The organism is Pseudomonas sp. H3_C08, assembly GCF_054669455.1.
In genome coordinates this window covers 307,754-326,441 of sequence record NZ_CP162803.1, presented here as the reverse complement: position 1 = coordinate 326,441, position 18,688 = coordinate 307,754, and the positions used below count along the sequence as shown (strand labels likewise).

Genomic DNA, 18,688 nt, shown 5'->3' with positions numbered 1-18,688 from the left:
TCAATTAAACCAGGACGCTGCACTGGCGCAGGGCCGAGCGGAGCGTTTCGTGACAAGGTGTGCTCAGCCAGGTCAGTGGCAAGCGGATGCCTTCGTGCATCAGGCCCATTTCCACCAAAGCCCACTTCACCGGAATCGGGTTGGCTTCGATGAACAGGTCTTTGTGCAGTGGCATCAGTTTTTCGTTGATCGCCCGTGCGGTGTCGGCGTCGCCTTTGAGCGCAGCCTCGCACAGATCGGCCATTTCGCGCGGCGCGACGTTCGCCGTCACCGAGATGTTGCCTTTGCCGCCCAGCAGGATCAGCTCAACGGCGGTCGGATCATCGCCGGACAGCACGATGAAATCCTTGCTCACACCATCGATGATTGCTTTGGCACGCTTCAGGTCGCCGGTGGCTTCCTTGATACCGATGATGTTCGGCACGGTGGACAGGCGGATCACGGTCTCGGCTTGCATGTCGCAAGACGTGCGGCCAGGAACGTTGTAGAGAATCTGCGGAATGTCGACCGCTTCAGCGATGTGCTTGAAGTGCTGGTACAGACCTTCCTGAGTCGGCTTGTTGTAGTACGGAACCACCAGCAGGCAGGCGTCGGCACCGGCTTCCTTGGCGTTGCGGGTCAGCTCGACAGCTTCGCGGGTCGAGTTGGCGCCAGTGCCGGCGATGACCGGAATGCGCCCGGCAACCTGTTTGACTACGGCTTTGATGACGGCGATGTGTTCTTCTACATCAAGGGTTGCCGACTCGCCGGTAGTACCGACCGCGACAATGGCATGGGTGCCGTTCTTGAGATGGAAGTCCACGAGTTTGCTGAGGCTGTCCCAGTCAAGACGCCCTTGTGCATCCATGGGAGTGACCAGTGCCACCATACTGCCCGCAATCATGAAACCGCTCCTGCCGGAAAAAGAGAGCGGTAATGGTACTGGCGCCAAGATGCTTGCACAAGCGAAGTACTGCGCTGCCGCCATTCCCCTTGGCGCCGCTTTTCGCTACCCTTCAGACTTTGATCGGTACTGATCAGCTTGTACGCCGGGTTCCAGCCTCCCTTTACGGCCTCCCAGACCCCGTTCCTGCGTCGCATCGACGCGCTCCCGCTATAGTGGAGCGAGCCGCGAGCGCTTGCCGGGCCTCTTTGTACGGACAGCCAGAACAGGCACTCCCCGGTGGCCAACGCCCTTAAACCTACCGACCGCTCATCGCTTTAGGAATGCTGCATGTCCACCCCCACAGTTCGCGAACAATTCCTTGTCATCAGTGCCCTCGGCGCCAACCCCATGGAGCTGACTAACGTCCTGTGCCGCGCCAGCCATGAAAATCGCTGCGCCGTGGTTACTTCTCGCCTGACTCGCCACGGCGAGTGCAGCGCTTTGGTCCTCGAGGTCTCCGGCAGTTGGGATGCCCTCGCCCGCCTGGAAGGCAGCTTGCCGGGCCTGGCCAAGAAACACGCTTTCACCGCCAACGTGGTGCGCAGCGCGCCGCTGGAAAATCGTCCGCAGGCCCTGCCGTACGTGGCGTATGTCAGCTCGGCGTATCGCCCGGACATCATCAATGAGCTGTGCCAGTTCTTCATGGATCACAACGTCGAACTGGAAAACCTGACCTGCGACACGTACCAGGCGCCGCAGACCGGCGGCACCATGCTCAACGCCACATTTACCGTGACCCTGCCCGCCGGCACCCAGATCAGCTGGCTGCGCGACCAGTTCCTCGACTTCTCCGACGCGATGAACCTGGACGCACTGATCGAGCCTTGGCGCCCACAGAACCCAATGTAAGGAAACTTTCATGGCCGTTGTCATCGACCAACCGGTTGCCGATTTCGCAGCACCTGCCACCAGCGGGCAGACTGTCAGCCTGTCTGCCCTCAAGGGCAAGCAAGTGGTGATCTATTTCTATCCGAAGGACAGCACCCCGGGTTGCACCACAGAAGGCCAGGGCTTTCGTGATCAATACGCCGCATTCAAGGCCGCCAATACCGAGATTTTCGGTATCTCCCGCGACAGCCTGAAGTCCCACGAGAACTTCAAGTGCAAGCAGGAGTTTCCGTTCGAGCTGATCAGCGACAAGGACGAAGCCGTCTGCCAATTGTTCGACGTGATCAAGCTGAAGAAGCTGTACGGCAAGGAATACCTGGGCGTAGATCGCAGCACGTTTCTGATTGATAAGGACGGTGTGCTGCGTCAGGAATGGCGTGGCGTGAAAGTGCCGGGGCATGTGGATGCTGTTTTGGCAGCTGCGCAGGACTTGAATAAAGCCTGATGGCTTTGCGTCGCCCTCATTGACGCTTTCGCGAGCAAGCTCGCTCCCACATTGGACTTGTGAACGCCACAGATCCAGTGTGGGAGCGAGCTTGCTCGCGAATGGGCCCTGACTTCACCGAATAATCGGGATCAACCACTAGAGCAGTGGCGCCACCACCGGTTCCTTGCGCGGCCACGCATCCAGCACTGCCTTGAACAGGGTCGCCAGCGGGATCGCAAAGAACACGCCCCAAAAGCCCCACAACCCGCCAAACAACAGCACCGCACAGATGATTGCCACCGGGTGCAAATTGACCGCCTCCGAGAACAACAGCGGCACCAGCACATTGCCATCCAGTGTCTGAATGATCCCGTAGACCGCCATCAGATAAATGAACTGATCGCTCCAGCCCCACTGGAACAGCGCAATCAGCAGCACCGGCACGGTCACCACCACCGCGCCCACATACGGCACCACCACCGACACACCGACCAGCAACGCCAGCAGCGCCGCATAGTTGAGTCCGAGGGCGACAAACGCGATGTAGGTCACGCCGCCGCAAATCACGATTTCGATGACCTTGCCGCGAATATAGTTGGCGATCTGCCGGTTCATCTCCTGCGCAACCCGAGTGATCAGCGCGCGCTCACGCGGCAAGTAGCCACGCACCCACTCGCCGATCATGGCCCGGTCCTTGAGGAAGAAGAACACCAGAATCGGCACCAGCACCAGGTAGATCATGATGTTCACCAGCAGCGGCAGACTCGACAGCGAGAACGTCAGCGCCCACTGGCCGAACTTGCCGATCTCGCCACGCGCCGCCTCGATCGCCTGCAACACTTGCTCATCGGACACCAGGTGCGGATAGCGTTCCGGCAGCAGCAACAGCAGCGACTGCCATTTGGCGAGCATGCCCGGCAACTCATTGAACAGGGTGATCAACTGATGCCAGAGCAACGGCAACACCACAAGGATAAACAGCATCAGCACGCCCATGAACAGCGCAAACACCAATCCTACCGCCACACCACCCGGCACGCGCAGACGCTCGATCGTGACCACCAGGCCCTGCATGAGATACGCCAGCACCATCCCCGCCAACACCGGCGCGAGCATGCCGCCGAGGGTGAGCACGGCCGTGAAGGCGAGAAACAGCAGCACCGCCAGCACCACCGCTTCCTCATCGGAGAAATAGCGCTGAATCCAGTCGCGTAACACTTTGAACATCAATAATCCTTAGATTGTAACGCTGTCGATTTCAGGCCTTTTTCAACCAGTAACGGTAAACACCTGCTTCGTCTTCTTCGCGCAGCAGCGTATGACCGGCCAATTTGGCAAAGGTGCGAAAGTCGCGTTGCGAGCCCGCATCGGTGGCGATCACCTTGAGGACGGCGCCACTCTGAAGCTTGTTCAGCTCCATTTTCGCCTTGAGCAACGGCAACGGACAATTCAGGCCACTGGCGTCCAGTTCCACGTCATGGGCTACAGCGTCAGTCATTGCGTCACTCCGGTTCAGGTCTTCGAGCTGCCTAGAATATCTGGTCGCAGCTTCGGTGTCCGGCTACAGTAAGGTCTTTGTCTTCTAAGGCTTTGTGCATGACTTTTCTGCGCCCTACCCTGCTGACGCTCGCTTGCCTGCTCGCCTCACCAGGCTTTGCCGACGATCTGCCGTCACTCGGCGACGCCAGTTCTGCCATTGTCTCGCCGCAACAGGAATACCAGCTTGGCCGCGCTTGGCTGGCGATGTTGCGCAGCCAGGTTTCACAGCTCAACGATCCGCAGCTCAAGGACTACGTCGAGTCCAGCGTCTATAAGCTGGTGGAGACCAGTCAAGTCACTGACCGACGTCTTGAATTCATTCTGATCAACAGCCCGCAGCTCAACGCCTTTGCGGCGCCGGGCGGCGTGGTCGGGGTCAACGGCGGTTTGTTCCTCAATGCGCAGACCGAAGGTGAATACGCTTCGGTACTGGCGCACGAACTGGCGCACTTGTCGCAACGCCACTTTGCGCGTGGCGTCGAGGCATCGCAACGAATGCAGGTGCCGATGATGGCCGCGCTGCTGGCCGGGATCGTCATCGCCGCAGCCGGTGGCGGTGACGCTGGTATTGCGACCATCGCCGGTACGCAGGCAGCGGCGATTCAGTCGCAGCGCACGTTCTCCCGGCAGAACGAACAGGAAGCCGACCGCATCGGCATCCTCAATCTGGAAAAGGCCGGGTATGACCCGCGCTCGATGCCGACCATGTTCGAACGCCTGATGCGTCAATACCGTTTCGACGCCAAGCCACCGGAATTCCTGCTGACTCACCCGGTGACCGAATCGCGTATTGCCGACACCCGCAACCGCGCCGAACAAGCCAAACCGGGCGGCATTGAAGACTCCAAGCGCTATCAATTGATCCGCGCGCGCGTGCAGTTGATCTACGAAGAAACCCCGGGTCTGGGCGCCAAGCGTTTCCGTGCGCAGCTGGATGAAAACCCGAAGAACGATGTGGCGCGCTACGGTCTGGCGATTGCGCAGATCAAGGGTGGCCAGTTGAATGAAGCGCGCGAGAATCTCAAGCAATTGCTGGCGACATCGCCGAACGAAATCATCTACAACCTTGCCCAAGTCGATCTGGACATCACCAATAATCGTTTGCCGGATGCACAGTCCCGTGTGGACCGGATGCTTACACAATATCCGGGCAACTATCCGCTGAATCAGGTTCGAGTGGATCTGCTGCTGAAACAGAATCGCGCGCCGGATGCCGAGAAGGCGCTGGAAGCATTACTCAAATCCCGCCCGGATGATCCGGATGTCTGGTATCAGGTCGCCGAAACCCGTGGCTTGTCGGGGAACATCATTGGCCTGCACCAGGCGCGGGCCGAGTATTTCGCGCTGGTTGGCGATTATCGCCAGGCGATCCAGCAACTCGATTTTGCCAAGCGCAAGGCGGGCAGCAACTTCCCGCTGTCTTCACGCATCGATGCCCGCCAGCGTGAGCTGATGGAACAGGAGCGGATGGTCAAGGACATGATGGGCTAAGCCTCCTGCCGTCCAGACAAAAGCTTCAGGCATAAAAAAACCGCCTCTTTCGAGGCGGTTTCTTTTTTACCTTAGCGCTGGATTATTCAGCCAGTTTGAAGGTGATGAAGCTGGCACGACCTTGACGCAGAACGCGCATCGACACCGAACGGTTCTTCGGCAGTGCCTTGGCGATCTCGCCGAACTCCTTGGTGGAGCCGATGGCTTGGTTGTTCAGGTGCGTGATCACGTCACCTGGCTGCAGACCAATCAGCGCCGCAGGACCGTCCTGCACTTCCTTGATCACCACACCACCTTTGAGGTCGTAGGTTTTCTTCTGCTCGGCGGTCAGCTCGCCCACCGACACACCGAGGCGGTTGCTGGTGCTTTCAGTGCCGGACTTCGGCAGTGCATCCAGCTCTTTGTCTTCGTCAGGGATCGCGCCAACGGTCAGCTCGACATTCTTGCGCTTGCCTTCACGAATCACTTCCAGATTGGCTTTGGCGCCAGCTTTCAGTGCGCCGACCAGATGCGGCAGATCAGCAGACATGACGATCGGCTGACCGTTCATGCTCAGGATCACGTCGCCGACTTGCAGGCCGCCCTTGGCTGCCGGGCCGTCATCCTGAATCTGGGCAACCAGCGCGCCGGCCGGTTTATCCAGACCGAACGACTCGGCCAGATCCTTGTTCACTTCCTGAATGACCACGCCGAGCCAGCCACGGCTGACCTTGCCGCCGCTCTTCAGTTGGTTGGACACATCCATTGCCACGTCGATCGGGATCGCGAACGACACGCCCATGAAACCACCCGAACGGGTGTAGATCTGCGAGTTGATGCCGACCACTTCACCGTTCAGGTTGAACAGCGGACCACCGGAGTTGCCCGGGTTGATCGGCACGTCGGTCTGAATGAACGGCACGTAGTTTTCGTTCGGCAGGCTGCGGCCAACGGCGCTGACGATGCCTTGAGTCACGGTATGGTCGAAGCCAAACGGCGAACCGATTGCCACGACCCACTGACCGGCTTTCAAGTCCTGGGATTTGCCGAGTTTGAGCACCGGCAGATCCTTGCCTTCGATTTTCAGCAAGGCCACGTCGGAGCGTGGATCGGTGCCGATCAGCTTGGCTTTCATTTCACTGCGGTCGGCGAGGCGGACGAGGATCTCGTCGGCATCGGCGATTACGTGGTTATTGGTCAGGATGTAGCCATCCGGGGAGATAATGAAGCCCGAACCCAGCGACTGCGCTTCACGCTGACGACCACCACCGCCCGGCGAACGCTGCTGAGGCGGCATGCCGCGCTCGAAGAACTCGCGCAGCATCGGCGGCAGGCCTTCCAGATCAGGCATCTGCTGGTTCACTTTGCGATCCGGCAGTTTCTGCGTGGTACTGATGTTCACCACGGCTGGCGAAGCTTGTTCGACCAATTGGGTGAAGTCAGGTAGATCGGCCGCTTGCGCCGCAGGCACCACCTGACCGAGCAACAGCACAGTGGCGAAAATGGAGAGATAGGATTTCAAACTTGGTATCGACATACAGCTCCCGTTACGACGAGCAGGGTTAAGCGATATGGAGCAAGGAACGCCGGAAACCACCGACCGGCATTTTTGTTCCGGCAACAACAAACAAGGCCAGAGCCGTGAGGCTCTGACCTATAAAAAATTTTCGGGGTATTTGCAAATGAAAATGCTCAGCAAACATTTCATCTACGTCTCGATGAAGACGTGGTAATGACTGAAATCAGCTCACTGCTTACTGGTTGCAGTGCCATCGGTATTTCGCATCGACAGAGCAATTCGTTCGGCAGTGCCAATTGGAATTTCACCAACCACAGTGACCATCATCTCGCCTTCAGGCGTTGTCAGGCGACGTGAAACGGCAACGGTTGGACCCAGTTGCGTGCGGGTGTCAGTGACGGTTGCGCCGTTCAAAGGCTCAAGGAAAACCGAAAAACGTGCCAAGCCGTCGTCGTACAGCAAACTGTTGACCTGAGTCTTGGTTTCCGGGTCCTTGTGCGAGGTGCTGCTGGTCAGTTCAAAACCCGGCGGCAGCCAGTCCGAATGCCAGACCTGAGCGGTCTTGACCGCCGAAGCCTTGTCGCTGTCGAGCGTTATCGCTTTACAGTCGGCATCAGCCTGCAAATCTTTGTCCGACGGGACTTCGTCAGTATCGAGACTGGTGAACTGGAAGCGTTCGAGCAACTGCCCCTTGTCGTTCAGCAGCAACGACTTCAGCGGTAAACCCGTTTTCTTGTCCAGATGCAATTCAAAACCGTAACGATGCTGATCGCGAGGCGACAGCGATACAATCACTGCGTCTCGCCCAGCCACGCGCGAATTGCCGATGACGGCAAGGTCATACCAGTTTTTCAGCTTTTGCGGATCGAGAGGACGAGCGGCTGAGTTGGGGGAATCCCCCAGACCGGCAATCAGGGTGCCGCTGACGCATTGAGTGTGTCCATCAATGCGCACGACTTCCTGCGCCGAACCGTCGAGCTGGAGTAAACGCTCGCGAACCTGGCCATTCTGGACGCGATGCCAGATGTTATGGGTAGAAAAGCTACCGTTACGCTCGTATACGAAAGTGCCGTGAAAGCTTTGCTGCTGCTCGGCCTGGCCCAGACGGGTCAACCAGTCCTGGGCCTCATCAGCGTGGGCTGGAACTATGAACCAGCCACTGAGCAGAAGCGAAAGTAGAGGTATGGCGCGCATGATCCTCCTTAACGGTTTTCCAGACTTGCTGCACGTGCGTATGGCAACGCGCTTTCAGTGCCTTTCAGTGCGGCCTGTTGGGCGTGCTGGCGCAAGTACCCTGGCAGACGCTGATCATGCCAGCCTGGCTGACCTTGCAGTACGCCGTTGGCCATAGGGCCAGTGGCTTCCGAACTTTCACTATAGCCTGCCAGAACAGCCGGACCTTTGACCTGTGGGGTGGCCAGGGTTGGCTGATTGGATTGCTGAGCCAGTTCGACACCAGCGATTTCGTCCTGGTTGTACAGACGAACACCGGCCAGAACGGCAACAGTCACCGAGGCTGCAACAGCCAGACGGCCAAGATTGCGCCATGGGCTGCGAGATACTTTGGCCGGAGCCGTTTCGTCTTCCAGTGCAGCAGACACTGCCGCAGCGATATCCAGACGTGGAAGCAGCAGATCCTTGTGCATGGCTGCCCGAGCGATCTGGTAACGAGCCCAGGTCTCACGGGTATCCACATCATCCAGTGCATTGAGCACTCGACGCAATTCCAGTTCGTCCGCTTCGTTATCCATCACTGCGGACAGCGATTCCTGCAGGGCTTCACGACTCATGGCGTTCCTCTCTTGGCTGTCGCCGCTGTCTCAGTTTTCCTGCAACAACGGCTGCAGGGCTTTATCGATGGCCTCCCGGGCGCGGAAAATCCGGGAGCGCACGGTACCCACCGGACATTGCATGACGCTCGCAATGTCCTCGTAACTCAGACCATCGAATTCACGTAAAGTTAACGCAGTACGCAAATCCTCTGGCAGTTGCTGAATGGTTCGATGGACAGTGCCTTCGATCTCATCCCGCAGCAGTGCACGTTCTGGTGACTCGAGATCCTTGAGGCCATGATCGCCATCGTAGAACTCTGCATCTTCGGAACTTACATCGCTATCCGGCGGCCGGCGGCCGCGTGAAACCAGGTAATTCTTTGCCGTGTTAATGGCAATACGGTACAGCCACGTATAAAACGCACTGTCGCCGCGAAAGTTTCCAAGTGCTCGATACGCCTTGATAAAGGCTTCCTGAGCCACGTCCTGGGCTTCATGGGTGTCGTGCACAAAACGCACGATCAACCCGAGAATCTTGTGCTGATACTTCAGCACCAACAGATCGAAAGCTCGCTTGTCGCCGCGTTGAACGCGCTCGACCAGCTGCTGATCCTCTTCCTGGGTTAGCATGAACACTCCTCGATAAGCCCGAAGGAGACTTGCATAACTAAACGACCAGACTTGCAAACATAGACTCGGGCTTTTCGCAAAAGTTCTCCCCCTCCAGGCAAGTTTCCTGCGGGCTCTGATTTGGCACGCACGAAAAGCGCAGCTCGGGATAAACCGGCTGCGCGAATAATCTTGTCATCGGTTTCGCCGGCAGGAATCCAACCGCAGATTCCGCACTGAAGCCGACACTGTCCCTTATCTCTGGCACCGACTATTGATCTTGGGCCTTTGGCAAAAGTTCCAATTATTTATAGCCTTCACCACCTGACATTGGGCGACCCTGTGCAGAAAAAGGCTGTTTCAGCACCGATACAGTCGTCTTTTCCCCAAACGGGTGAGAAAAACTTCCGACGAAGCACACGGTTTTTTCGGTCACAGTAGTTTCACAATGCCATATCGGCCCGGCTATTGTGCCGCTCCCCCCCTCTATATACTAGTGGGCTGTGTGGCTGTCTTGACTCGCCGATCCGGCAGTCCTGCACCACCCCCGACCCGGGTCGCTTTGAGCGGAATCCTGTAATGAGCCAACAATTCCAACATGATGTTCTGGTCATTGGCAGCGGTGCTGCCGGTTTGAGTCTCGCGCTGACCCTGCCGGGTCATTTGCGCATTGCCGTATTGAGCAAAGGCGATCTCGCCAACGGATCCACCTATTGGGCCCAGGGCGGCGTCGCAGCTGTGCTGGATGACACCGACACTGTCGAATCCCACGTCGACGACACCCTGAACGCCGGCGGCGGTCTGTGCCACGAAGACGCAGTGCGTTTCACCGTCGAGCACAGCCGAGAGGCCATCCAGTGGCTGATCGACCAAGGCGTGCCCTTCACCCGCGACGATCAGTCCGGCACTGAAGACGGCGGATTCGAATTTCACCTGACCCGCGAAGGTGGCCACAGTCACCGCCGCATCATCCATGCGGCCGATGCCACCGGCGCTGCCATCTTCAAAACCCTCCTGGCCCAGGCCAAAGAGCGTTCGAATATCGAACTGCTGGAGCAGCGGGTCGCCGTCGACCTGATCACCGAACGACGCCTGGGCATGGAAGGCGAACGCTGCCTCGGCGCCTACGTACTCAACCGCAAGACTGGCGAAGTCGACACCTACGGTGCACGCTTCGTGATTCTGGCCTCGGGCGGTGCTGCCAAGGTCTATCTCTATACCAGTAACCCCGACGGCGCCTGCGGTGACGGCATCGCCATGGCCTGGCGTTCGGGTTGCCGGGTGGCGAACCTGGAGTTCAACCAGTTCCACCCGACCTGCCTGTATCACCCGCAGGCCAAGAGTTTTCTGATCACCGAAGCCCTGCGCGGCGAAGGCGCCCATTTGAAGCTGCCCAATGGCGAACGCTTCATGTCCCGCTTCGACAAGCGCGCCGAGCTGGCACCGCGTGACATCGTCGCCCGGGCCATCGACCATGAAATGAAGCGTTTGGGCGTTGACTGCGTGTATCTCGACATCAGCCACAAACCCGAAGCGTTCATTAAAAGTCACTTCCCGACTGTTTATGAGCGCTGCCTGGGATTCGGCATCGACATCACCAAACAGCCGATCCCGGTCGTGCCGGCCGCGCATTACACCTGTGGCGGCGTGATGGTCGATCAGAACGGTCGCACCGATGTGCCGGGCCTGTATGCCATCGGCGAAACCAGCTTCACCGGCCTGCATGGCGCCAACCGCATGGCCAGTAATTCGCTGCTGGAATGTTTCGTCTATGCCCGTTCGGCGGCGGCGGACATTCTCGCGCAACTGGACGATGTCGCCGCGCCAAGCGCCCTGCCCGTCTGGGACGCCAGCCAGGTCACCGACTCCGACGAGGACGTGATCATCGCGCACAACTGGGATGAACTGCGGCGGTTCATGTGGGACTACGTCGGCATCGTGCGCACCAACAAGCGCCTGCAACGGGCGCAGCACCGTGTGCGCCTGCTGCTGGACGAAATCGACGAGTTCTACAGCAACTATAAGGTCAGTCGCGATCTGATCGAACTGCGCAACCTGGCACAAGTCGCCGAACTGATGATTTGCTCAGCCATGGAGCGCAAGGAAAGTCGCGGCCTGCATTACACCCTCGACTATCCCGACCTGTTGCCTGAGGCACTCGACACTATTCTGGTGCCGCCCACCTACGCCGGCTGAACTTGAGCCGCACTCGCAGGCGCCGGTGCAGATCCGCCGCCTGCGAGTCCCGTGGCACACAGATTGATCTGACCCGCCATTCCCCACGCAGACGAAAACGCAACACCACGATCAACGGCAGCGCCAGGCTGTCCGGCCTCAACTGCACGGCTTGCCAGCCATCCGCCTGATTCCATAACTGCCAGCCATCGGCGTCCCGGCGCAATCCGCGAAACGCCTGAGGGTGATTTAGCAGAATCTGCCGAGGCAACACCCAATATCCATGAAGCAGACAGCCAAAAGCCCCGAGCAAACTTGCCCAGAGTGGAATAGAAAGCAGGAACAACGAACCCAGTGCGAACGCCTGGGCCAACAGATACGCCGCCAGCAACTGCCGTGAGGCATGCCAGCGGCATTCGAACGTGTTACTTGGGCTGGACACGGTCCAGGATCATGCGAACCATGCGCTGCAGCTCCGGATCTTCAGACTCGCTGCGCTCCATGAACCAACCGAACATGTCCTGATCCTCACACGTCAACAGACGGACATACAGATCGCGATCCACCTGATTCAGGTCTGCATAGACCTCCTTCACGAACGGCACCAGCAACACGTCAAGCTCAAGCATGCCGCGACGGCTGTGCCAAAAGAGGCGATTCAGTTCAACTTGTTCGACCATGGAGCCCTCCTCAAATTTGGCGGCAAGTATACAGCGCCGAGGCGGGTCGCACAGTCGGCTTTGGTCGGGCACCACCGATCCTTTATCAACTACCCATTTCACCAACGCGCCCTTATGATGTGCCCCAGTCTATTTACCCTGCGAAGACCCATGGCCGATTCTGCTTTTTTCTGCACCCTGTCTCATGAAGGCGTTCTCGCGGTTCGCGGCGCGGATGCCGGAAAATTCCTGCAAGGCCAGTTGACCTGCAATCTCAATTACCTGAGCGACAGCCGCGCCAGCCTCGGTGCTCGTTGCACACAGAAAGGCCGGATGCAGTCGAGCTTCCGCATTCTGCTCGAAGGTGACGGCGTGGTCCTGGCGATGGCCAGCGAGCTGCTGGAGCCGCAACTGGCGGACCTGAAAAAGTACGCGGTGTTCTCCAAATCGAAACTGACCGACGAAAGCGCCGCCTGGGTACGCTTCGGCCTGGAGCACGGCGACAGTGCCTTGATCGGTCTTGGTCTGGACCTGCCGGCGGAAACCGACAGCGTTGTGCGTCACGATGACCTGATCGCGATCCGCGTCTCGCCCGACCGCGCCGAACTCTGGGCACCGGCCGATCAGGCTGACGCGATCAAAGCCAAATTGTCCGAAGCCCTGCCTGAAGCCGAGCTGAATCAATGGCTTCTGGGCCAGATCCGCGCCGGTATCGGTCAGGTCATGCCAAGCACTCGCGAGCTGTTCATCCCGCAGATGCTCAACCTGCAGGCCGTCGGCGGCGTGAGTTTCAAGAAAGGCTGCTACACCGGCCAGGAAATCGTCGCGCGCATGCAGTACCTGGGCAAACTCAAGCGTCGTCTGTACCGCTTGAGCCTGGACGCTGCTGATTTGCCGGAACCTGGCACACAACTGTTTGCGCCGAGCCACAACAGCGCCATCGGCGAAGTGGTGCTGGCCGCCAAGGCCGGACAAAACATTGAACTCCTGGCGGTGCTGCAGGCCGAAGCTGCCGAAGCCGGTGATTTGCATCTGGGCACCCTCGAAGGTCCCGCGCTGCATCTGCTCGACCTGCCTTACGAACTGGATCGCGACCGCGAAATCCAGCGCTGATCGCAGCATTTGTTGCAACACCCTAGAGAGTTTAAATGAGCGAACTGGCGGAAAAAGTCCAACAGGATTTGGTTGCGGCCATCGATAACGATGACCTGGTTCTGCCCACGTTGCCGGAAGTGGCCCTGCAGATTCGCAAGGCCGCTGAAGACCCGGAAATCAGCGTCAGCGACCTGAGCAAAGTGATCGGCCGTGACACGGCACTGTCGGCGCGCCTGATCAAAGTGGTCAACAGCCCGCTGCTGCGCGCCGCGCAGGAAGTCACCGACCTGCACACAGCCATCACCCGGCTGGGCATCAATTACAGCAGCAACCTGGCCATCGGCCTGGTGATGGAGCAGATCTTTCACGCCCGTTCGGAAGTGGTCGAACAGAAAATGCGCGAAGTCTGGCGCAAGAGCCTGGAAATTGCCGGGGTCAGTTACGCGTTGTGCCGCCGCTACACGCAACTCAAGCCCGATCAGGCAGCCCTTGGCGGGCTGGTGCATCAGATCGGGGTACTGCCGATTCTGACTTACGCCGAAGATCATTATGAGCTGCTGTCGGATCCGGTCAGCCTCAACCATGTGATCGACCATATTCACCCGTTGCTCGGCGACAAGTTGCTGCGCGTGTGGGAGTTTCCGGAACGATTGGTGGAGTTGCCGGGGCGCTATCAGGACTTCAAGCGCGACTCGACTGCTATTGACTATGTCGATCTGGTGCAGGTGGCGAGCCTGTATTGCCACAAGGGCACTGACCACCCGTTTGCGCGGATTGATCCACTGAGCGTGCCGGCGTTCAGAAAGCTTGGGATTGATCCGGAAAACAAAGCGCTGTGTGAAGATCTGGAAGAGTCGCGGACGATGTTTTATTGATCCGGAACCGAGGCGCGACCTTCGCGAGCAAGCTCGCTCCCACATTGGAATGCATTCCAGAGTGGGAGCGAGCTTGCTCGCGAAGGGGCCAGCAAACCACCACAATCAGCCGGCGATAAAACTGACCCGCACCTTCAACCCCGCCTGCTCGCCATCATGCAAGGTGATCTGCGCCAGATGCGCCCGGCAGATCTCGCCAACAATCGCCAGGCCCAAGCCTGAACCCGCCACCTGCTGATTACGCCGATAGAAACGCTCGAACACCCGATCACGCTCTTCCAGCGGAATCCCCGGGCCGTCATCTTCAACCTCCAGCACCGCCGGCGCCGTCACCCGCAAAATCACGTTGCCGCCCGATGGCGTGTGCGCCAAAGCGTTGTCCACCAGATTGCTCAGCAACTCATTCAACAACGTCGGTTCACCGCGCAGCCACACCGGTTCGTCCGCCTCGAGCGCCAGGGCCACCCCGCGCTTGTGCGCCAGTGGCGCCATGGCCATGCCCAGTTCTCGGGCCAACTGACTCAGATCGAGCAACTGCGCGCCGCCCTCGGCAATCGCCCGGGCGCCGTTTTCGACCCGCGCCAGCGACAGCAACTGATTGGCCAGATGCGTCAGGCGATCAGTGCTTTGTGCGGAGGACTCCAGCGTCGAACGCCAGACCTCGGCATCATTGGAACGCAGGCCCAGCTCAAGCCGCGCCTTCAGCGCTGCCAAAGGCGTACGCAACTCATGGGCGGCATCGGCAATGAACTGCGCCTGTCGCTCAAACTGGCCACGCAAGCGCTCGGTGAAGTGGTTAAGCCCGCGCACCAGCGGCCACAGTTCATGTTGCACTTCAACCAATGGCAACGGGCGCAAGTCGTCGGGCTGACGCTCTTCCACCGCCGTGCGCAAGCGCTCCAATGGGCGCAGTGCCGCACTGACCGCGAACCAGACCAGCAACAACGCGCCAATCGCCAGCATGCCCAAACGCAGCAAGGTATCGGCGGCCAGACTGCGCGCCATGCTCACCCGCGCTTCGTCGGTTTCGGCCACGCGGATTTCCGCCATGCCATTCATGTTCGGCTCCGTCACCGCCTTGAGCAGACTGACCACGCGTACGTTCTGACCGTTGTAGGTGGCGTTGTAGAAGCGCGCCAACGCGGGATAACTGTCCGTTCGCGGCGTCCCCGGTGGAGGGCCGGGGAGGTTTTCGTAGCCGGAAATCAGCTTCTGATGGATATCGTTGACCTGATAGTAAATCCGCCCGGCGCTGTCGTAAGCGAAGGTATCGAGTGCGACGTAGGGCACATCGGCGCTCAGTGTGCCGTCACGCTGCGACAGGCCCGCAGCGATGGTCCGCGCCGAGGCCAGCAACGTGCGGTCATACGCGGTGTCGGCGGCTTCGCGACCATTCCAGTACGCGCTCAAACCGCTGGCGAGCATCAGCACCACCAGCAGCAATGCGAGGTTCCACAGCAAACGCCAGCGCAGGCTGCTGGGCTTATGCATCGCGGCTTTCCAGCAGATAACCCAGACCACGGAACGTCACGATCGCCACCGGTTGGCCGTCGAGTTTCTTGCGCAAGCGGTGTACGTAGATTTCGATGGCATCGGGGCTGGCCTCTTCGTCGAGGCCGAACACCTGGGACGCCAGTTGCTCCTTGCTCATCACCCGTCCCGGCCGGGCGATCAGCGCTTCCAGCACCGCTTGTTCGCGGGACGTCAGCGTCAGCAACTCTTCGCCGAGAGTGAAGCGCCGGGTGTCGAGGTCGTAGGCCAGCACACCGCAGCGCTGCTGGCGTTCACCACCGAGGACACTGCGGCGCAGCAAAGCTTTGACCCGTGCTTCCAGTTCAGTCAGCTCGAACGGTTTGGCGAGGTAATCGTCGGCACCCAGATTGAGGCCATGGACGCGATCCTTCACATCGCTGCGCGCCGTTAGCATCAACACCGGCAGATTTTTGCCGCGTGCGCGCAAACGCGCGAGCACCTCGAAACCGTCCATGCGCGGCAGGCCGACATCGAGGATCGCCACGGCGTATTCCTCGCTGCCCAATGCCAGATCGGCAGCCACGCCATCGTGCAACACATCCACGGTCAGACCGGTGCTCTTGAGCGCCTGTGCAACGCTTTCGGCCAGTTGCAGATGGTCTTCGACGAGCAGAACACGCATGGATTTTTACCTCGTTCAGGAATGGCCAACGCCACGCTTTGCCGCGGAGTTTACAGCCGCAGCCGCCGCTGTGAAGCCCGAAAACCTTGAAAGTCAGCTGAAAGGTTAGTGAAAGGTTAGCCGGTTAGAGTCGGCCAACGGACAGTCCGAACTGCCGTCGCTGATGCCACACAGCGTAAAGAAAAACGCCTTGAAGCGTTTTCGACCAATAAGAACAATAAACGGAGTATACCCGCATGCCGTCCATGCAGCCTCAGGCCTCCACGCCTGTTCGCCCTTCCCGTTTCAGTCACACCGCCCTCGCCAGTGCCGCCGCCCTTGCCGGTTTTTCGCCGTTGAGTTTTGCCGACTTCATTGACGACAGCAGCGCCACGTTCGAAACCCGCAACATGTATTTCAATCGCGACTTTCGCGATGGCACCAGTGCTCAACAGTCCAAGCGTGACGAATGGGCTCAGGGATTCATGCTCAATCTGCAATCGGGTTACACCGACGGCACCGTCGGGTTCGGTGTCGATGCGCTGGGCATGCTCGGGGTAAAACTTGATTCAAGCCCGGACCGCACCGGTACCGGCCTGCTGCCGACCCATGATGACGGACGCGCGGCGGATGAATACTCCAAAGTCGGCCTGACCGGCAAAGTGAAAATTTCCGCCACCGAGCTGAAAATCGGCAGCCTGATTCCTGAACTGCCGATCCTCAAACCGAACGACGGGCGCATCCTGCCGCAGACCTTTGAAGGCGGCTTGCTGACCTCCAAAGAGATCAAGAACCTGACCTTCACCGGCGGCCGCCTGGAGAAAGCCAAGGATCGCGACAGCACCGATTTCGAGGACATCGCCCTCAACAACAAGAACAGCCGTTTTGCCGGCACCGCCGCTGGCAAGCACTTCGATTTTGGCGGCGTCGACTACAAATTCACCGACAAGATCACCGGCAGTTACCACTTCGCCCAACTCGACGAAGTCTACAACCAGCACTTCTTCGGCCTCGTTGCCTCGCGACCTATGGGTCCCGGCACGTTTGCCACTGATCTGCGTTTCGCCGTCAGTGATGATCAGGGCGCAGCCCGCGGCGGCGAGATCGACAACCGCTCGCTCAACGGTCTGGTCAGCTATGCGCTGAGCGGCCACAAGTTCAGCGCCGGTTATCAGAACATGTCTGGCGACAGCGCCTTCCCCTATGTCGATGGCAGCGACCCGTACCTGGTCAACTTCGTGCAGATCAACGACTTCGCCGGTGCTGAAGAACGTTCCTGGCAGGCTCGCTACGACTTCGACTTCGCCAAACTCGGCATTCCAGGCCTGAGCTTCATGAGCCGCTACTTGAGCGGTGACAACATCAAGCTCAAGAACGGTGAAGAAGGCAAAGAGTGGGAACGCAACACCGAGATCAAATATGTAGTACAAAGCGGCGCCTTGAAGGATGTCGCCGTGCGTTTGCGTAATGCCACTTACCGCTCCAACTACTCGGCTCGCGATGCAGACGAAGTGCGTTTGCTGGTGAGCTATAGCGTTGCACTTTGGTAAATGCCCGTAAGTGAAAAACACGTCGAATAACAACAATGCCCGTGGAGAATCGAATGAACCTGTCACTGCGTAAAGTTGCACTGGCCGCCAGTTGCATCCTGTTTGCCGGCCAACTGATGGCCGAACCGAAACGTCCGGAATGTATCGCCCCGGCCTCCCCCGGCGGTGGTTTCGACCTGACCTGCAAACTGGCGCAGAGCGCCTTGGTCAACCAGAAACTGCTGACCAAACCGATGCGCGTGACCTACATGCCCGGCGGTGTCGGCGCGGTGGCGTACAACGCCGTGGTCGCGCAACGTCCGGCCGATGCCGGCACGCTGGTGGCGTGGTCGAGCGGTTCGCTGTTGAACCTGGCTCAGGGCAAGTTCGGTCGCTTCGATGAGACCAACGTGCGCTGGCTGGCAGCGGTTGGCACCAGCTACGGCGCCATCGCGGTGAAGAGCGATTCGCCGTACAAGACCCTCGACGATCTCGTTCAGGCGTTGAAGAAAGATCCAAGCTCCGTGGTGATCGGCTCCGGCGGCACCGTCGGCAGCCAGGACTGGATGCAAACTGCACTGATCGCCAAGGCTGCCGGGATCAACCCGCGTGACCTGCGTTATGTTGCGCTTGAAGGTGGCGGCGAAATCGCTACCGCCCTGCTCGGTGGTCACATTCAGGTCGGCAGTACCGACATCTCCGACTCCATGCCGCACATTCAGAGCGGTGACATGCGCCTGCTCGCGGTGTTCGCCGACAAACGTCTCGACGAGCCGGAAATGAAAGACATCCCGACCGCTCGCGAGCAAGGCTATGACATTGTCTGGCCAGTGGTGCGCGGCTTCTACCTCGGGCCAAAAGTCAGCGATGAAGACTACGCCTGGTGGAAAGACGCGTTCGACAAACTGCTGGCCTCCGAGGATTTCGCCAAGCTGCGCGATCAGCGTGAATTGTTCCCGTTCGCCATGACCGGCCCGGAACTGGACACCTACGTGAAGAAGCAGGTGGCGGACTACAAAGTGCTGGCCAAAGAGTTCGGCCTGATCCAGTGATCGCCTCTGTCTAGCGGCTG

The 18,688-nt window shown here is 59.2% G+C and carries 20 protein-coding genes; 9 read left to right on the top strand and 11 right to left on the bottom strand.

Translation table 11 applies throughout. The features are described from left to right. Nucleotides 1-4: 4 nt before the first annotated feature. Entirely contained in the window at nucleotides 5-883 is an 879-nt protein-coding gene (dapA, locus tag AB4N74_RS01585; RefSeq protein ID WP_093438308.1) for a 4-hydroxy-tetrahydrodipicolinate synthase, read from the bottom strand. A gap of 330 nt (nucleotides 884-1,213) precedes the next feature. Here dapA and AB4N74_RS01580 point away from each other — a divergent pair, with 330 nt between their 5' ends. Further along, nucleotides 1,214-1,774 (top strand): glycine cleavage system transcriptional repressor, encoded by a 561-nt coding sequence (locus AB4N74_RS01580; protein WP_034153153.1) that lies wholly within the window; start codon nucleotides 1,214-1,216, stop codon nucleotides 1,772-1,774. A gap of 10 nt (nucleotides 1,775-1,784) precedes the next feature. Then, a complete protein-coding gene (locus AB4N74_RS01575) occupies nucleotides 1,785-2,258 on the top strand; it encodes a peroxiredoxin (RefSeq protein ID WP_093438315.1) in 474 nt (157 codons plus the stop codon). A 138-nt stretch (nucleotides 2,259-2,396) separates the two neighbouring features. Here the strand turns inward: AB4N74_RS01575 and AB4N74_RS01570 are convergent, their stop codons facing one another. Together AB4N74_RS01570 and AB4N74_RS01565 are read right to left on the bottom strand one after the other, a co-directional pair. Then, nucleotides 2,397-3,467 carry an AI-2E family transporter gene (locus AB4N74_RS01570; RefSeq protein WP_320337387.1) on the bottom strand — a complete coding sequence of 357 codons (1,071 nt, stop codon included), beginning with the start codon at nucleotides 3,465-3,467 and terminating at the stop codon, nucleotides 2,397-2,399. A 31-nt stretch (nucleotides 3,468-3,498) separates the two neighbouring features. Next, the gene (locus tag AB4N74_RS01565) at nucleotides 3,499-3,738 is read right to left on the bottom strand and encodes a sulfurtransferase TusA family protein (RefSeq protein WP_007911399.1); all 240 of its coding nucleotides are present in this window, start codon (nucleotides 3,736-3,738) and stop codon (nucleotides 3,499-3,501) included. A gap of 98 nt (nucleotides 3,739-3,836) precedes the next feature. Here AB4N74_RS01565 and AB4N74_RS01560 point away from each other — a divergent pair, with 98 nt between their 5' ends. Next, nucleotides 3,837-5,270 (top strand): M48 family metalloprotease, encoded by a 1,434-nt coding sequence (locus AB4N74_RS01560; protein WP_034153149.1) that lies wholly within the window; start codon nucleotides 3,837-3,839, stop codon nucleotides 5,268-5,270. Between the two features lie 82 nt (nucleotides 5,271-5,352). On the opposite strand, the gene AB4N74_RS01555 is transcribed toward AB4N74_RS01560, so the two are convergent. Next, nucleotides 5,353-6,786 carry a DegQ family serine endoprotease gene (locus AB4N74_RS01555; RefSeq protein ID WP_160056548.1) on the bottom strand — a complete coding sequence of 478 codons (1,434 nt, stop codon included), beginning with the start codon at nucleotides 6,784-6,786 and terminating at the stop codon, nucleotides 5,353-5,355. A 34-nt stretch (nucleotides 6,787-6,820) separates the two neighbouring features. Between AB4N74_RS01555 and AB4N74_RS01550 the strand changes: the two genes are divergently transcribed. Beyond that, on the top strand, nucleotides 6,821-6,982 hold the full coding sequence (locus AB4N74_RS01550) for a hypothetical protein (protein WP_175559653.1): 162 nt from the start codon (nucleotides 6,821-6,823) through the stop codon (nucleotides 6,980-6,982). Between the two features lie 14 nt (nucleotides 6,983-6,996). Here the strand turns inward: AB4N74_RS01550 and AB4N74_RS01545 are convergent, their stop codons facing one another. Genes AB4N74_RS01545 through rpoE form a run of 3 tightly spaced genes read right to left on the bottom strand, consistent with a single transcriptional unit; the run spans nucleotide 6,997 to nucleotide 9,170 of the window. After that, complete coding sequence (locus AB4N74_RS01545) at nucleotides 6,997-7,962, bottom strand: MucB/RseB C-terminal domain-containing protein (RefSeq protein WP_257357378.1); 966 nt, start codon at nucleotides 7,960-7,962, stop codon at nucleotides 6,997-6,999. An 8-nt stretch (nucleotides 7,963-7,970) separates the two neighbouring features. Further along, nucleotides 7,971-8,558: a sigma-E factor negative regulatory protein gene (locus tag AB4N74_RS01540; protein WP_034153146.1), complete on the bottom strand. Its 588-nt coding sequence runs from the start codon at nucleotides 8,556-8,558 to the stop codon at nucleotides 7,971-7,973. Between the two features lie 30 nt (nucleotides 8,559-8,588). Then, nucleotides 8,589-9,170, bottom strand: a complete 582-nt coding sequence (rpoE, locus tag AB4N74_RS01535) for an RNA polymerase sigma factor RpoE (protein ID WP_003172477.1) — start codon at nucleotides 9,168-9,170, stop codon at nucleotides 8,589-8,591. A gap of 558 nt (nucleotides 9,171-9,728) precedes the next feature. Here rpoE and nadB point away from each other — a divergent pair. After that, nucleotides 9,729-11,345 (top strand): L-aspartate oxidase, encoded by a 1,617-nt coding sequence (gene nadB / locus AB4N74_RS01530; RefSeq protein ID WP_099758256.1) that lies wholly within the window; start codon nucleotides 9,729-9,731, stop codon nucleotides 11,343-11,345. On the opposite strand, the gene AB4N74_RS01525 is transcribed toward nadB, so the two are convergent. Together AB4N74_RS01525 and AB4N74_RS01520 are read right to left on the bottom strand one after the other, a co-directional pair. After that, on the bottom strand, nucleotides 11,314-11,766 hold the full coding sequence (locus AB4N74_RS01525; protein ID WP_093438367.1) for a protein YgfX: 453 nt from the start codon (nucleotides 11,764-11,766) through the stop codon (nucleotides 11,314-11,316). The genes nadB and AB4N74_RS01525 overlap by 32 nt on opposite strands. Continuing rightward, nucleotides 11,750-12,004: an FAD assembly factor SdhE gene (locus AB4N74_RS01520; RefSeq protein ID WP_093438371.1), complete on the bottom strand. Its 255-nt coding sequence runs from the start codon at nucleotides 12,002-12,004 to the stop codon at nucleotides 11,750-11,752. Before AB4N74_RS01520 ends, AB4N74_RS01525 begins: the two co-directional genes overlap by 17 nt. A 150-nt stretch (nucleotides 12,005-12,154) precedes the next feature. On the opposite strand from AB4N74_RS01520, the gene ygfZ reads away from it, so the two are divergent. Further along, on the top strand, nucleotides 12,155-13,096 hold the full coding sequence (gene ygfZ / locus AB4N74_RS01515) for a CAF17-like 4Fe-4S cluster assembly/insertion protein YgfZ (protein ID WP_093438376.1): 942 nt from the start codon (nucleotides 12,155-12,157) through the stop codon (nucleotides 13,094-13,096). A 35-nt stretch (nucleotides 13,097-13,131) separates the two neighbouring features. Next, nucleotides 13,132-13,953, top strand: coding sequence for an HDOD domain-containing protein (locus AB4N74_RS01510; RefSeq protein ID WP_093438380.1), 822 nt, complete (start codon nucleotides 13,132-13,134; stop codon nucleotides 13,951-13,953). 105 nt (nucleotides 13,954-14,058) lie between these two features. Here AB4N74_RS01510 and AB4N74_RS01505 read toward each other — a convergent pair whose 3' ends face one another. Both AB4N74_RS01505 and AB4N74_RS01500 read right to left on the bottom strand, forming a co-directional pair. Beyond that, entirely contained in the window at nucleotides 14,059-15,444 is a 1,386-nt protein-coding gene (locus AB4N74_RS01505) for a sensor histidine kinase (protein WP_093438385.1), read from the bottom strand. Beyond that, complete coding sequence (locus AB4N74_RS01500; RefSeq protein WP_007911422.1) at nucleotides 15,437-16,108, bottom strand: response regulator; 672 nt, start codon at nucleotides 16,106-16,108, stop codon at nucleotides 15,437-15,439. The genes AB4N74_RS01505 and AB4N74_RS01500 overlap by 8 nt, the downstream gene beginning before the upstream one ends. A gap of 236 nt (nucleotides 16,109-16,344) precedes the next feature. On the opposite strand from AB4N74_RS01500, the gene AB4N74_RS01495 reads away from it, so the two are divergent. Next, the gene (locus AB4N74_RS01495) at nucleotides 16,345-17,637 is read left to right on the top strand and encodes an OprD family porin (RefSeq protein WP_460098033.1); all 1,293 of its coding nucleotides are present in this window, start codon (nucleotides 16,345-16,347) and stop codon (nucleotides 17,635-17,637) included. 53 nt (nucleotides 17,638-17,690) lie between these two features. Next, nucleotides 17,691-18,668, top strand: coding sequence for a Bug family tripartite tricarboxylate transporter substrate binding protein (locus tag AB4N74_RS01490; RefSeq protein WP_016984707.1), 978 nt, complete (start codon nucleotides 17,691-17,693; stop codon nucleotides 18,666-18,668). The last annotated feature ends 20 nt before the right edge of the window (nucleotides 18,669-18,688 follow it).